General features: G+C 73.7%; 13 protein-coding genes. 2 read left to right on the plus strand and 11 right to left on the minus strand.

Features of this window, described 5'->3' with window-relative positions; all coding sequences use genetic code 11:
- Positions 1-4: 4 nt before the first annotated feature.
- The 10 genes from ACH41F_RS01185 to ACH41F_RS01230 form a co-directional block, all read right to left on the minus strand.
- On the minus strand, positions 5-592 hold the full coding sequence (locus ACH41F_RS01185) for a hypothetical protein (protein ID WP_391229278.1): 588 nt from the start codon (positions 590-592) through the stop codon (positions 5-7).
- Positions 567-1370, minus strand: coding sequence for an FkbM family methyltransferase (locus ACH41F_RS01190; protein WP_391229280.1), 804 nt, complete (start codon positions 1368-1370; stop codon positions 567-569). The genes ACH41F_RS01185 and ACH41F_RS01190 overlap by 26 nt, the downstream gene beginning before the upstream one ends.
- The gene (locus ACH41F_RS01195) at positions 1367-1594 is read right to left on the minus strand and encodes a Trm112 family protein (protein ID WP_391229282.1); all 228 of its coding nucleotides are present in this window, start codon (positions 1592-1594) and stop codon (positions 1367-1369) included. The genes ACH41F_RS01190 and ACH41F_RS01195 overlap by 4 nt, the downstream gene beginning before the upstream one ends.
- Entirely contained in the window at positions 1591-2496 is a 906-nt protein-coding gene (locus ACH41F_RS01200) for a hypothetical protein (protein WP_391230566.1), read from the minus strand. The genes ACH41F_RS01195 and ACH41F_RS01200 overlap by 4 nt, the downstream gene beginning before the upstream one ends.
- 20 nt (positions 2497-2516) lie before the next feature.
- A complete protein-coding gene (locus tag ACH41F_RS01205; RefSeq protein WP_391229283.1) occupies positions 2517-3290 on the minus strand; it encodes a methyltransferase domain-containing protein in 774 nt (257 codons plus the stop codon).
- Positions 3287-4687, minus strand: a complete 1401-nt coding sequence (locus ACH41F_RS01210) for a condensation protein (protein ID WP_398832032.1) — start codon at positions 4685-4687, stop codon at positions 3287-3289. Before ACH41F_RS01210 ends, ACH41F_RS01205 begins: the two co-directional genes overlap by 4 nt.
- Positions 4684-8883, minus strand: coding sequence for an alpha-(1->3)-arabinofuranosyltransferase family protein (locus ACH41F_RS01215; protein ID WP_391229287.1), 4200 nt, complete (start codon positions 8881-8883; stop codon positions 4684-4686). Before ACH41F_RS01215 ends, ACH41F_RS01210 begins: the two co-directional genes overlap by 4 nt.
- A complete protein-coding gene (locus ACH41F_RS01220; RefSeq protein WP_391229289.1) occupies positions 8880-9620 on the minus strand; it encodes a methyltransferase domain-containing protein in 741 nt (246 codons plus the stop codon). Before ACH41F_RS01220 ends, ACH41F_RS01215 begins: the two co-directional genes overlap by 4 nt.
- Positions 9617-10768 (minus strand): glycosyltransferase family 4 protein, encoded by a 1152-nt coding sequence (locus tag ACH41F_RS01225; RefSeq protein WP_398832035.1) that lies wholly within the window; start codon positions 10766-10768, stop codon positions 9617-9619. Before ACH41F_RS01225 ends, ACH41F_RS01220 begins: the two co-directional genes overlap by 4 nt.
- Positions 10769-10968: 200 nt before the next feature.
- The gene (locus ACH41F_RS01230) at positions 10969-11946 is read right to left on the minus strand and encodes a DUF3068 domain-containing protein (RefSeq protein WP_398832037.1); all 978 of its coding nucleotides are present in this window, start codon (positions 11944-11946) and stop codon (positions 10969-10971) included.
- A 218-nt stretch (positions 11947-12164) separates the two neighbouring features.
- Here ACH41F_RS01230 and ACH41F_RS01235 point away from each other — a divergent pair, with 218 nt between their 5' ends.
- Together ACH41F_RS01235 and ACH41F_RS01240 are read left to right on the plus strand one after the other, a co-directional pair.
- Positions 12165-12317 carry a hypothetical protein gene (locus ACH41F_RS01235; protein WP_391229296.1) on the plus strand — a complete coding sequence of 51 codons (153 nt, stop codon included), beginning with the start codon at positions 12165-12167 and terminating at the stop codon, positions 12315-12317.
- 12 nt (positions 12318-12329) lie between these two features.
- Entirely contained in the window at positions 12330-13547 is a 1218-nt protein-coding gene (locus ACH41F_RS01240; RefSeq protein WP_398832760.1) for a PucR family transcriptional regulator, read from the plus strand.
- Between the two features lie 11 nt (positions 13548-13558).
- On the opposite strand, the gene ACH41F_RS01245 is transcribed toward ACH41F_RS01240, so the two are convergent.
- Entirely contained in the window at positions 13559-14824 is a 1266-nt protein-coding gene (locus tag ACH41F_RS01245; RefSeq protein WP_398832039.1) for a TerD family protein, read from the minus strand.
- Between the last annotated feature and the right edge of the window lie 10 nt (positions 14825-14834).

Below are 14834 nucleotides of genomic sequence, written 5' to 3' on the forward strand. Positions count from 1 at the left end.
CGGCTCAGCGCACGGCGACGCGTTGCAGCAGCCCCCAGGTGAACTCGGCCGCGCATTCGCGCCGTACGCCGCCGCCGTCCGGGGCGGTGAACGCCAGCCCCCAGCGGGTGGGCGCCGTGCCCTCCAGGGGGCGGGCCGGGGCGAAGGCGCGGGCCACCTCGTCGACGGTGCACGACCAGGGCGTGAGGTCGTCCAGGGTCCGCAGCTCGGGGCCCGGCGTCCCCGGCGCGCGGACCAGCCACTCGTTCCACACCCCGCCGTCCGGCGCGAGCAGCACCTCGAAGCGCAGCTCGGGCCAGAGCGGCAGGGTCCACAGCCAGGCCTCGCAGTCCAGGTCGCCCACCCTGCGGGCGAGCACCGACTCCGGGGTGCCCAGGACCGAGCGGTGGCGCGCGGCGGCGCCCCGGGCCCGGGGGGAGCGGAGCATCGCCTGCCAGCGCTTGTTGGCCTCGCGCATCTCGGCCAGGGAGGCGCCCAGCGCACGGCGGGCGTCCTCGACGAGGTCCGGGTTGTGGTCGGCCATGCGCCGCAGCAGGACCAGTTGGAAGTCGCGCGGGGTGAAGGGGCTAGCCGGGGGTTTCGCGGAGGGCATGGGGACCATGGTCGCCGATCGGGCGGCGGCCGTCCGGCAGGAAGAGCACCGAATTGACGTACCGGGGTCCCCGGAAGGGCAGCACGCGGCGCAGCAGGCCGTGGTGCACGACGTACGAGGCCCGCTCCTGGTGCGCCTCCAACGGGAAGGCGCTCAGCGGAATCCAGTCCCGCCCGGGCAGCACCCAGCCCTCGTAGCCGAGCAGCGCCAGATACGTCACCACCGGACTGATCGGCTGGATACGGGACTCCAGCTCGATGAAGAGGGCCGGCCGGTCCCGCGCCAGGATGCCCGTGGCACCGCGCAGCACCGCCAGTTCGCTGCCGTCGACGTCGATCTTCACGAACCCCACGTCCGTCAGCCCGAGTTCGTCGAGGGTGACGCAGCCGACCGGCACCGCCTGGGCGTGGATGTCGCGGCGGACCAGGGAGGAGACCCCCCGGTCGCCCGCGTCGCGGGCCGGCAGCCACAGCTGGGCCCGGCCGGGGCGCTCGGCCGCGGCGGCCTGCACCACCCGGACGTTGGGCGGGGCCGTCGCCGCGAGCAGCCGCGCGAGGTGGGGGACCGGTTCCACGGTCACCACCCGGCGGGCCCGCCGCGACAGCCGGCGCGTCCACGGCCCGTACCAGCCGCCGACGTCCACGGCGGTCCCGCACCCGGCGGGGCACAGCTCGGACAGCCGCGCCAACTCCGGTTCGAAGCGCGGGTACACGGCCCGGGCGACGGCGGCGACCAGCCGGGTGGGCAGCAGGGAGGCGACCTGCGCGGCCAGGGTCATGGGGTCATCCGCTGGAGGAGGTCCTCGTGCTCGTCGTCCGAGACCTGTTCCCCGGAGGACGGCAGCAGCTGCGGGATGCCGTCCACGACGGGGTAACGGCGGCGCAGGCGCGGGTTGTAGAGGACCTCGTCCGGGGCCGCCGGGTCGTCCGGCACGACGAGGTGCAGCGGGCCCTTGTCGAGCGGGCACGCGAGGATCCGCAACAGCGGGTCGTCGGCTTTCATGGAGTCAACTCCTTGGCACCGATGGGGGGTTGCGCGGGACGTTGGTCGTGCTTGGGCATGGCCAGCAGCACGGAGACGGCCAGCGCCGTCCCGGCCACCCGCAGCGCGAGGCGCAGCGGGTCGTGCGGCAGCGCCTCGCCGAACGACAGCGTGCCGAGCACCGCGGTGAACAGACTGGTCACGGTGGTGCACACCGGCACGATCAGCGACGCCCGGCAGCGCTGGAGCGCGGCCTGCGACATGACGAGCCCGAACGCGCCGGTGAACAGCAGGAGATACGGGTACGGGGAGCGCAGGACCCCGGTCAGGGCCCCTCCCCAGTCGCCCGAGGTCAGATACGTCGACACGCCCTTGATCGCCAGCGAGCTGACGCCGTAGAGCAGGCCCACCGCCACGCCGTACTCGACGCCGGTCGTCGGCAGCCGGTGCCGGTGCCTCGCGCGCCGCTCGGCGGACCCGTACAGCCACACGCCCCCCGCCAGCGAGGGCACGCACACCAGCAGGATCAGCGGGTAGGGGGCGGCGTGGCTGACGGTGTCCGCGCGCTCGTCCAGAGACAGCACCACCATCAGCAGCGCCCCGAGGATCGCCGCCAGGGCGTACCGCTCCCGCCCGCTGGTCCGCTCGCCCAGCAGCCGCGCGGACAGCAGGACCAGCAGCACCAGGCCGGAGACGAAGATGCCCTGCGCGGCGGCGATCGGCAGCGTGCGGTAGACGATCAGCTGCGCGCCGAACCCGGCGGCCAGCGCGAGCGACCCGCCGATCCACAGGGGGCTGCCCAGCACCAGCCGGAGCAGCCGGGCCGGTTGCCGGATCGACACCTCGGGCAGGGAGGTGAGCGCCCGTTTCTCCAGGACGAAACCGATGCTGTACAGGGTGTTCGCCAGCAGGGCCGCGGCCACTCCCCACCACATCCGGCCCCCTAGGTCTTCCGCGCGTGCAGCAGCAGGATCGAGGCGAGCGAGGGTCTGTGGCACGCCAGCCGGTCCAGCGGGCGCATCGGCCGCGGTACGCCGTGGAAGGGCGCCCCCTCCAGCCGTACGACGGTGAAGCCGGCCGCCGCGACGAACTCCCGCAGCGCGCGGGCCGTGTAGAGCCGCAGGTGCCCCACCACCTCCCGGCCGGGGCGCCCGTGGATGGCGCGCAGGCTGACCTCGGAGAACACCGGCTGCACCCCGGCCAGCAGCAGGGCGCGGTTGTACCAGGCGGCCAGGTTCGGGGTGGACAGCAGCAGATGGCCGTCCGGGCGCAGCACCCGCCGGATCTCCTCCAGCGCCGAGTCCGGGTCGACGAGATGCTCGATCACCTCGCTGAACAGCACGGCGTCCACGGACTCGGTGCCGAACGGCAGCCCCCCGTCGCCGAGTTCGCCCCTGACCGCGTACGGCATCCGGGTGCGGGCGCGGCGCAGCGCGTCCTGGGACCAGTCGACGCCGACGAGGCGGTGGCCCGGGAGCAGGGGGGCGGCGACGGCGGCCGCGGTGCCGTCGCCGCAGCCGATGTCGAGGACGGTCCGGGGGCGGCCGGTGCCCAGGGCCCGCGCCAGCATGCGGGCCTGCCGGAGGCTGCGGGGGGCGCCGGAGGCGACGGGGACGGCGGGGTCCTCGTAGAAGTCCCGCAGGCCGGGCGGCCGGGCGGGGGCGGTCCCGGCGGCCCGGGGGTCCTCGGTCGTCTCGGGGGGCTGGGTGGACGTCATCGGGACTCCGCGTCCGTCGTGTGCAGACAGTGCTCGAACAGGTCCCGCAGATGGGCGCCGTCGCCCTCGCCGAGCAGGGCGCGGGACCAGCGCAGGGCGAGGTGGAGGCGGCCGGCGGTGGAGGCGGTGGTGACGGTGAGGCCGCGGGGCATCCGGGCCGGCGCCGAGAACCAGACGGCGTGCGCGCGGCCCGCCTCCTCGCCGAAGTCCAGCGGGTACGGGACGCGGCCGATGTTGCTCAGGAGCGTGGTGGACGTCCAGGGCGCGGCGGCCCGGCGCAGACCCCGGGTGACGGCGGCCCGCCACGCCACCGGGGTGACCGGGGCGGTGAGCAGGCCGGCGCCGTGGCCGAGCTGGGGGCGGGGCAGGGACTTCAGGGCGCGGGTGCGCGAGGCCGTGCGGCGCAGCAGTCCTGGCAGGTCGTCGGTGACCAACTCCTCCGGAGCGAAGGGGACTTCGACGAGCCGGGTGCCGTTGCCGATGGGCATGGTGGTGTCCCGGGGGCGGTCGTCCACGGGCATCGTGATGCGCAGCGGGCGGGGCCGGGCGCCGTGTTCGCGGTTCCACTGCGCGATGGTGAGGGCGGTGGCGACCATGAGCTGGTCGTTCACCGTGTAGGGGGCGCCCTTGGGGCGGCGCGGCAGGGGCAGTTCGGTGACGAGCAGGCCGTTGCCGGGGGAGTTCTCGGGGGTGCCGGGGGCGACCCGGGCGGGGGGTGCCCAGTTGGAGGGCGTGTCCGCGGGGGCCTGCTGGAGCTCGGCCGGGCGGACGGGGGGTGCGGCGGGGCTGTTGTCCCGGCCGCTGTAGAGCTCGGCGGCGGTGGCCAGGACGCGCAGACAGGCCGGTCCGTCGAGGGCGGTGTGGTTGATGGTGAGGAACAGGACCGTGCCCCCGGGCGGGGAGGGGGGCCCTTCCGGGACGCCGGCGGCACCGGCACCCTGACCGTCCGTGCCCCGTCCCTCCGCACCCCGACCGTCCGTGCCCCGGCCCGCCGTCGGGTCCGCGGCCGCACCGCCTCCCGCCCGGCCCGCCTTCTCCACCACCTCCAGTCGGATCGGCGGTGAGTCCGTCAGCGGCGGGGCCGTCGTCAGCGCCCGGGTCCGGGCGTCCCGCAACGCGTCGGGGCCCGGCGCCGGAAAGGTGACCACCTCCACGTCCGGGCGCTCGGTCAGCTCCCACTCGTAGCGGCGCCGGTACCAGGGGCCGCGGGCCTCCCGCATGAGGATGCGCGGATGCCGCAGCAGTGCCTCGTGGAACGCCTTGCGCAGCCCCGCCGGGTCCAGGCGACCCGGAAGATGGACCTCGATGTGGACCGTCTCCGGTTCCTCCTCCTGGAGGCAGTGCCGGGAGACCTCGTCCACCACGGGGAACGGAACGCGCTCGGGTGCGGCGGTCATGCCGGGTCGCCCTCCTCGGTCCTGGGCAGCCGTCGCGTCGGTGCCTCGGAGTCGGGTGGGCCCGTCTCGGGAGACGGCTCGCGCACGCTCACCACCGCCGCGAACAGGCCGATCAGCGCCAGCAGTTGGGCCGTGTGGCCGAAGGCGCCGTGGCCCGCCGACACTGGCTCGCCCGCTCCCGTCGCGGCCGCGACGCCCGCCCCGGCCAGCGCCACGAACGCGACCGGCATGAGCCACTCGTGCCTGCGGTGGGCCAGCAGCGCGAGCGCCGGCACCAGCAGCGCGAGCCACCCGGCGATGACCACGCCCACCAGTGTGAGCGCGACCGTGCCCAGCCAGAGCCCCGGCGGCGGGGGCGGCGGCTGCGGCGCGTCGGGGTTGGGTTCGTCCCGCCGCCACAGCACCAGGCCGACCAGGACCAGCACCGCCACACCGCTGCCGATCAGGGCGCCGTCGTAGGTCGTCGCCGGCTCGTAGCTCAGCTTGACCGTGCCGCCCGCCCCGGCCGGGACCCGCCAGCCCTGCTGCCAGCCGTCGAGCCGCACCGACGACAGCTCCTTGCCGTCGAGCGTGGCCTTCCAGCCGTCGTTGTAGTTCTCGTACGTCGTCAGGTACATGGCCGCCCCGGAGCCGACGCTCACCTCGCGGCGGTCGCCGAGCCAGTCCCGTATCCGCAGATCCCGGCCCGCCGCGGTGGGCTCGGCGACCGTGCCCCGGGTCAGGGTCAGGTCGGTCAGGAGCAGGGGCCCGGCGTCCCCAACCTCCACCTGGTGCGCACCCGGACCCAGCTCCAACTCCGGCTTGTCGCGCCCCTCTTGACACAGTGTCACCTCGACGGGACGGCGCTCGGTGAGGTCGCCCACCGTGCCCTTCACGCTGGTCTCGTACAGCTCGCGGTCCACCGACACCACCGGGCCCTTGCCGCAGGGCAGCGAGAACGCGCGGTCGCTGTCGGGCTGGGGCGTGCGGTAGGAGGCGTCGGGGGTCTCCAGCGAGGGGAGGTAGGCCTCGGTCAGGCCCACCGGCAGCCGCAGGTCCTCGTCGACCACCGGGTTGTACAGGGTCAGCGGCGCGGTCTGGGTGATCGTGATGTCGAGGCGGTCGGTGGTGATCGCCGGGAAGCGCACCCAGCCGTTCTCGTCGACACCGGCGACGGTCGCGCCGTCCGGGGAGCTGATGCTCACCTCGGTGGGCCGGGTGGACAGCCCGCCCGCGGGGGCCAATACCAGTTCACCGATGGGCTGCTTGCCGTCCCAGCGCAGATGGATCGTGGGCCGCTCGCCCGCGATCCACGCCGTCGTCAGATCGCCGTCGGTGAGGTTGCGCGCGGACAGCCCCACCCCGAGGGCGGCCGTGGAGTCGGCGGTGGCGGTCACCCGCCGGTCCTGGGTGGGCGCGACCTCGTACAGCATCCGGTCCAGTTCCTCGCCCGGCACGGCGGTCGCGCTCGCACGGATCGTGTACGTCCCTGTCGTGGCCGTCGAGAACCGCCGGTGCAGGCCGGCCTCGGTCCCCGTGGCGGACAGGCCCGTGGGGTTCGCGGCGCGGTGCAGGGAGACCAGTTCGGCGGCGGCACCGCCCTTCCCGGCGTCGGTGGGCAGCCGCAGCAGCCGGGTCACCTGGACGTCCGGCAGGGTGACCTCGGAGAAGCCGGCGCCCAGCAGACCGGTGCGGCGCTCCACCGAGTCGAGGATCGTCAGTCTCATCCAACTCGTCGGTCCGGGAGGCGCCTTGATGGTCTGCGTGCTGCCGTCGGAGCGCACGATGGTGGTCTGCTCGCCCTTGTCCGTCTCCACCCGCACCTTCGTCGCCGCCGACCGGACGCTCTCCTGGGGCAGCGGGGTCACCTTGAACGAGGACGGCATGTCGTAGGCCTTGTCGGAGAACTCGATGCGCAGCCACTGCCCGTCCGCCGAGCCCAGGGAGCCCTCCACCCACGCGGTGTCCGGGTCGCCGTCGAAGGCGTTGACCGGGTCGTACTGCGGGAGGTGGAAGAGCCAGTTGCCGTAGCTGGACGCCGACACCGAGCGGGCGCCGCGCAGTTGGGCCACCGTCTGGTGCTCCAGGCCCTTCGTCGGCAGGATCTGGTGCGGTTTCTCGCCCGCGTCCTCGGCGGCGTCCGGGGCGTTGCGCTCGTCGGCCGTGTACGTGTACGAGGTGTTGGCGTTGACCAGGCCGAACCGGGTGTCCGCGCGGCGCAGCCCGTCGCCGACCACCTGGAGCGGCGGGCTGCCGACGCCGGGGTGGTGGTCGCCGGTCAGCACGGTCGGCCGACCGCGCAGCTCGGAGGCGAGCGGCAGCAGCGACTCGGGACCGCCGGAGACCACGGCGGTGTCGGCGACCGGGAACAGGCCCGCCTGCCGGGGGCGGGGGACGTCGTCGGCGGGCCGGTAGATCTCCACCGCCCGCTGCCGCGGGTACAGGCCCTCGACGGCGAGCGGGGCGTCCTCGATGATCCGGCCGCCGGTCATCACCGGGCCGAGGCCTTTCATCCGGACGTACCCGGACTGCTCCAGGGTCCGCTTCACCGTGGTCGTCGGCACATAGCCGATCTGGTCGGGGTCGAGGTCGTTGCGGACGACGACGTAGTGGATGCCGGAACGGCTCAGGTAGTCGGCCAGTCCCGGGACTTCGCCGCCGGTCATCAGGGCCTGCTCGACGGCGTCCATCGCGCGCCGGTTGCCGGGCGTGCCGAAGGGGACGTAGTCGCGCTGCGCCCAGCGGGACCCGGCCACCACGTCCAGCGGCTGGTCGATGGGGGAACCCCAGGTGTAGATGCCGTGCGCGGTCGCCGGGACGACCAGGGCGCGGGCGTCCGGCGAGGCCTCCTCCAGCCAGTCGGCCGTGGCCTTCCAGTACTTGGGGATCTCCTGGAAGGAACCCGGGTTGAGGATCGAGCCGTTGAGGTACGGCCACATCAGACCCGGCAGGATCAGCACCGCGGCGACCAGCGGCGCGAACCGGCGCCCCCGCACCGGTCGGGCGCCCCGCGCCTCGGCCGCGACCCCGACCAGGTGGGCGAGGCCCAGCACCAGCGCCAGGGCCAGCCCCGTCTGGAACTTGTAGATGTTCCGGAAGGGCACCAGGGCGCCGTTCAGCCAGTCCTGCGCCACCCCGTGGAAGGGCGCCCCGAAGGCGCCGCCGTACCCGGCGAGCAGGATCGGCGCGATCACGATCACCGTCAGCGTCAGCCAGCGCCGCTCCGGCATGTCCCGCCGGGCGAGCCCCGCGAGGCCGAGTCCGGCGGCGAGGGCGGAGCAGACGACGACGATCACCGAGGCGACGACGGTCCAGCCGGCCGGCAGCCAGGCCTCGCCGAAGTGCAGGTACGCCACCCAGTTCCCGGCACCGCGCAGCGCCTCGGTCGCCGCCATCGTCTCGGTGGTGGTCTGCGAACTCTCCACGTAGGGAAGGAAGTTCTCGCCGTAGAAGCCGAGCAGCAGCAGCGGGATCCACCACCAGGCGGTCGCCAGTACCAGACCCGGCAGCCACCACACGATCAGCTTGCGCCGGCGGGGTCCCGGCGGCCGGGACAGCAGATAGAGCCCGACGGGCAGCAGGGAGGCGAGGGTGGAGGCCGCGTTCACCCCGCCCATGAAGGGGATGAGCACGGCCGAACGCAGGGCGGCGACCCGGGCGTCGTGGCGCTCGTCCACCAGCGGCAGCAGCACCCAGGGCAGGAAGGCGCCGGGCAGCGCGGCCGCCGACGTGGAGCCGACGACGATCGTGAACACCGGCCACAGCGCGTACGCGAGGCCGGCGAGCAGCCGGGAGGCGCCGCTGCCGATCCGCAGCCGCTCGGCCAGCCGCAGCGCGCCCCAGAACGCGACCGCCACGATGAGCGACATCCACAGCCGCTCCGCGAGCCACACCGGCAGCCGTACCAGGTCGGCCAGCCAGTAGAACGGCAGCATCGGCCACAGGTAGCCGGTGTACTGGTCGGAGATCCCGCCGAAGCCGCCCTGGTCCTGCCAGAGCTGACCGAGGTCGGAGAGGAACCGGCCCGGGTCGACGGTGACCCCGAGCTTGGTGTCGAAGGTCTGCCGCCCCGGGTGGACGGCCAGGAACAGCACGAACACCACGGCCCAGAACCCCAGCAGCCAGCGCCGCGAGCGCGGGCCCTCCGGCGGGCCCGACATGCGCGCGGTGGAGGGTACGGCGGCCGGGGGAGGGGCCTGGACCGTGGACGTCGTCATGGTGGACACCGCCGGAGGATGAGGAGGAGGTTCCAGGTGGCGATCTCACGGATGCCGGGCGCCTTGACGACGGTCTCCGCGAGAAAGGGCCAGTAGCGGGAGCGCGCCGAGACCACCCGCACGTCGTCGCGGGCGCGCACCTGCCGCAGGGTGGGGCCGATGTGCACGGCGAACAGGTTCTCGCCGAGGGTGTGCTTGGCGGCCCTTCCGGTACGGCGCCGGTAGCGGGCCCGCGCCCGCTCGGCGCCCAGGTAGTGCCAGGGCGCCCACTCGTGGCCGCCCCACGGGGACAGCCAGTTGGTGAACGACAGATAGATCAGTCCGCCGGGCCGGGTCACCCGTACCAGCTCGCTGACGAAGGTCTGCGGATCGGCGACGTGCTCCAGCACGTTGGAGGAGAACGTGACGTCCGCGACCCCGCCGGACAGCGGCAGCAGATACCCGTCGGCGACGACGGCCCCCTCGGGCGGCTCGGGGCCCAGCTCCCGCGGGTCGGGTTCGAAGAGGTAGGCGTGCGCGCCCCGGCGGCGGAACTCCTCGGTGAAGCAGCCGTTGCCGCCGCCGACGTCCACGACGACCCGCCCGTCGACCGGGCCGTCGTAGGCCTCGACCTGGTCGACGGAGTCCCGGGCGAGGAGGCGGTAGCAGGCCTCGGGGTCCTCCTGCTCGCGCAGGAAGGCCCGGAAGAGGGCGACCGATCTGCGGATCGAGGGGTCCTTGAGGCCGGTGCCCGTCACGGTGCCCAGCTCCTCACCGCCTCCGCGGCGACGGCACGGAACTGTCTGACCGTACGGTCCCAGCGGTAGCGGGCCGCGCGCTCCCGTGCCGCCTTGCCCATCAGCTCCCGGCGCTCTGCCGAGAGGGCGAGCGTGCACCAGGCGGCGGCGAACGTGGACTCACCGCGCGAGAGGACACCGGTCTCCCCGTCCACGACGGAGTCCCGCAGCCCGGGTACGTCGAAGGCGACCGTCGGGGTCTCGCGGGTGGCGGCCTCGGTGACGACCAGACCCCACCCCTCCACCGCCGAGGGGTGCAGCAGCAGCCAGGCCTCGCACAGCAGCCGGTGCTTGTCCGCCTCGGAGACATGGCCGGTGAACTCCACGCCGGGACCGGCGAGTTGCTCCAGGCGCTCGCGCTCGGGGCCGTCGCCGACGATGACCAGCCGGCCGCCGGTCACGGGCCGTACCCGCTCCCACAGCCGCAGCAGCAGATCGATCCGCTTGTACTCGACGAGCCGCCCGACGGCGACGAACAGCGGTTCGGGCGACCGGTCGGCGCGCGGGCCGGGCTCCTCGACGCCGTTGTGGACGACGCGGATACGGTCCCGCTCCACGCCGATGCCGCGCAGCGCGTGCGCCGTCGAAGGGGACACGGCGACCAGCAGACTGCGGTGCTGCGCGCCGGTCAGCGCCCAGTGCTCGAGTCTTCGGCCGAGGCGGGCCGCGGGCGCCATCGGCCCGCCGAACCGCATCGACCACAGGTCGGTGTGCACGTGGTTGACCAGGCACAGCGTGGGACCGCGGTGCCAGACGGGCGCGAAGTACGGCATCCCGTTGCAGACCTCGACCAGCAGGTCGCAGTCGCCGACCTGACGGGAGAAGGCCGAGCGGGCGCGCAGGAAGTGCCCGAGTTCGCCGCCCGCGGAGACGACCCGGTAGTCGCGGTACGAGGCGGGACCGCCGCACAGCAGGGTGACCTGGTGGCCGAGCCGGGTGAGTCCGTCGGCGAGCCGGTCGACCAGGAGCTCGGAGCCTCCGGCGGCCGGGTTGCCGAGGTCGCGATGGGCGAGGAAAACGATTCGGCGCGGAGGTGGGGGGAGCGCCGAGGGGTGCTGCGTCACCCGGGGATGCGGGGTGTGCAGCGAGGGTGGCACGTGCTGGGGCATGTGCGCTCCAACTCGTCTCAGGGTGCGGAACTTCGAGCGTGGGGGCGAGCTTTGCGTTCCTGTGGGGGGTTGAGGTGCCTACTGCGAGGGTGATGTGGGTGGACTGTGCTCGGGTGGGGAGTGGACAGTTTTCGCCCACCCGTTCCCCGTGGCTACTCACGGAGGTGACAATTTCCGGCGTTATTAGAGCTGACGTCCAATCACTTCATGAGCGGGGAGCCGGGCGTATCGGAAGAACCGGGACGCCGCCTCCCCCGTACCACCAAAACGGAACCGGCCACCACCAGGACGAACCCCGCCACGGCCGCCCCGATCGGCACCGTCTCGCCGATGGCGCGCAGCTGGCCGCTGTCCTGCTCGGCCTTCTCCACCGCGTCCTTCTGCGTGCCGGTCGTGAAGGCGATCTTCTCGCTGTCCAGCAGCACCACCGCGTCCTTCTTGGCGCCCGGCGCCCGCAGGGTGCGCCTCGGGCCGGTCTGCGCGTAGATCACGCGGCCGGTGCGCTGGTCCACGACCAGCTCGAAGCCGTGGTTGGAGTACCACTCCTCGGCCAGCACCTGCGGACTGTCGGGCCGGCCGACGAGGGTGCCCGGCACCATCCGGCTGCCGACCCGGGTCGGGGCGACCGTGCCGGTGAACCGGTAACCCGTGTACCCCTGGACCTTCCTGGTATCCCGGTAGGTCAGCACGACCGTGTTACCGAGGGTGTTGTCCCACCACTGGTAGGAGCGTTTCTGCACGTCGAAGGGGAACTTGAGGTACGCCTCGCCCTCGATGTACGGCGTCTCGCCGCAGCAGTGCACGGGCTTGGTCGTCCTGCGGTCCATCACCCAGCGGTGCGGCACGAAGTCCAGGGCGTCGTGCGGGTCCGAGGCGGGCAGCGTCTTGTCGGTGTCGACGGTGGTCGTCACGTCCCACACCGCGTCACCGCTGCGCTCGCTGTCCTCGACGTTGCCGCGCACCCGCTGGGTGACGGTGATCGTCTGACCGTCCAGGGTCTTGACCTTGTCGGTGTCGAAGACCCGGCCGGTGCCCTTGTAGACGGCGGTCTGGTCGATGTCGATCGGGTTCACGGCGGCCCGTGGGGTCACGTACCACGCCAGCATGGGCGCCAGGACCAGCAAGAACGTGCCAAGTCCCAGCAGGATCAGGGAGAAAGGAGAGGCTGTACGGCGCATCCGGGCACTCCTGGGGCTCGAGGGTACGGAGTTCGGGCCGCTCTCGGCCCGTCGTCACGCCGCGGGGCGGGCGGCAGTGTGACGACAGGGACCTTGGGCCGGGAACCGTAGGCGGCCCTTGACGGAGTGTCAATGTCACGCTGACACTGGGACGGACGGACAGGGTGGAACGCCGGGGTGGGGACGCCGGACCGAGCCACTGAAAGGCTGACCCTGCGATGTCCAGACTGCTCGCTGTCGCACTGACCGTCGTGGCCGCCGCCGCGCTCGCCGTGGGCGCCGCGTTCGGGATCGTCGCGCTGCTGGAGGCGACGCCCGACCAGCCGAACACGCCCTTGATCACGTACGAGCAAGCCGGTCAGGGGAGTTGACCCGTGACGGCGGTGACCTCCCGCTCGGCCTGGCTCGACGTACCGCGGCTCAAGGTGCGCCGCTTCGCGGAGATCGCGATGGCGGAGGCCCCGGAGCTCGCCGAGGAGATCCTGCGCGAGATCCGCCGCGAGTACCCCCATCTGCCGCTCGTCCTCGACGAGTCGGGCGAACCCATGGCCCTGGTCGGCATCCGCCGCGCCATCGAGGTCTTCGTCCAGCACCTGGAGACCGCCGAGGGCCGCCCCTCGGTCCCGCCCGGCGTCTTCCAGGAGTTCGGCCGCGGCGAGGGCCTCAACGGCCGCAGCCTGGACTCCTTGCAGGCCATCTACCGCATGGGCGTACGGCTGGCCTGGCGCCGCTTCGCCGACATCGGCCAGCGCGTCGAGATCCCGCCGCCCGCGATGTACGAACTCGTCGACGCGGGCTACGAGTACCTCGACGGCCTCGTCGACCAGTCGGTCCGCGGCTACGCGGAGGCGGCGGCCCGCCAGGCGGGCGAACGGCTGCGGCTCCAGCGCCGCCTGATGGAACTGCTGCTGGCCGAGCGCCACCGGCACGGCGACCCCGCCGACGCCCTCGCCGAACGCGCCGCCCGGATCGGCTGGCCGCTGCCCGCACGGGTGGCCGTCGGGGTGCTGCTGCGGCCGGCACGGGAGGCGGTGCCGCCCGCGGTCGGACAGCGCGTGCTGCTGGACATGGAGTACGAGCAGCCCCGCATGGTCGTGCCCGAGCCGGACGCGGCGGGCCGCCCGGAGCTGCTGCAACGCGCCCTGACCGGCTGGGCGGGCGCGATCGGACCCCCGGTGCCGCTGGCCGACGCGGCGAAGTCGCTGCGCTGGGCCGAGGCCGCGGTACGGCTGATGGAACGCGGCCTGCTCCCGGCGGGTGAGGTCCTGTACTGCACCGAGCACACGGAGGCGCTGGTCCTCCTCCAGCCCGAGGAGCTCATCGACGACCTGGCCCTGCGCTGCCTCGCCCCCCTGGCCCACTGCGGTCCCACCCACGGCCGCCGTCTCGCCGAGACCCTGCTGGCCTGGCTGGAGACCCGCGGCGGCGCCCCGGAGGTGGCCGCGCGCCTCGGCGTCCACCCCCAGACGGTCCGCTACCGCCTGCGCCAGATCCGTGAGCTGTGGGGCGCCGAGATCGACGACCCGGACCGCCGCTTCGAGCTGGAACTGGTGCTCAGGGCGCAGCGGTTACGAGGGGCGCTCGGAGTGACACGCGGATAGGCCGCGCGCGGTCAGGCGCGGCGCTTGAACTCCACCGGGCCGGCGTTCATCTGGATCGTGCCGTCCGGGTGCAGGACCGGGCGGCGCTCGGTCATGCGGTTGCTGTAGGCCTCGATCTGGTGGACCGCCGCGCCGTCGGGGACGGTGAAGTCGACGAGGGCGATGGCCACCCAGAAGCGCGTCGAGGTGTTCTCGTACAGCGGCACGGTGACCTGGGAGCCGCGACCGTCGTCCACGACGACCCGGGCGCCGAAGCTCTTGAAGGAACCGAAGCCGTTGCTGACGGCGGAGTAGGCGCACAGCAGGACGTACCCCTGCTCGTCGGGCCGCGCGACGCGGATCGTCTCGCGGCCGGGGGCGCGGGAGTCGCCGTCGAGCTGGATGTAGGGCGGCTGCTGGAGCGAGCCCAGGTTCTTGTAGTAGACGACGCCGGGTTCCTCGCCGCCCTTCGCCCCGGAACGGTCCTTCTTGACGATGGTGCCCGGGGCCTGCCCGCCGCCGGGCCGTACCTGCGAGGCGGGCACGAACAGCGCGTACAGATCGAGGTCGGCACCGCGCCGGCGCCGCTGATCACTGCCGCCGTCCCACTCCAGCGACACGGTGACGACCAGCGCGCGGTCCTGCTTGTCCAGGCTGATCGAGACCTGGCCGCCCTTGTCGAGGCTGACCTTGCCGAGCGGGGGTTTGGTGAGGTCGGCGGGCCGGCGCGCGGGCGCCGGCGGCGCGGGCACGGGGGCCCGGGTCTCGGGCTCGGGCTCGGGCTCGGCGACCTCGATCCCGAAGTCCGTCGCCAGCCCGGCCAGCCCCTCCGCGTACCCCTGCCCGATGGCCCGGAGCTTCCACCCCTCGCCCCGCCGGTACAGCTCCATGAGCAGCACGGCCCGCTCGCCGTCGGTCAGCGCGGGCGGGTGGAAGACGACGGGCTCGCCACCGTCCTGCTGGGCCCGCACGGTGACCTCCTTGACGCCACGGAAGGTACGGGCGGTGTCGTCGGGGTCGCAGCTGCCGACGAGCACGACCCGGTCCACGTCGTCGGGCAGCCCGCCCGGATCGACGACGACCCGCTCGGCCCCGCCCCCGTCGGCCGCCACATGGCGCACCGCGCCGCCCTCGGCGAGCGGCTGGTTGTAGAAGACCAGGTCCCCGTCCGACCGCACCCGCCCGTCCGCCCCGACGAGCAGCGCACTCAGGTCCACGGCCTCCCCGGCCACCCGCAACTCCACCGTCACGGCCCCGGTCCCCAGCCCGGTGTTCCCGCCCTTGAGCAGCTCCGGCACGGCATCCCCC

It is taken from the genome of Streptomyces sp. NPDC020489 (assembly GCF_044386545.1).
In the GTDB taxonomy this organism is placed as follows: Bacteria; Actinomycetota; Actinomycetes; order Streptomycetales; family Streptomycetaceae; genus Streptomyces.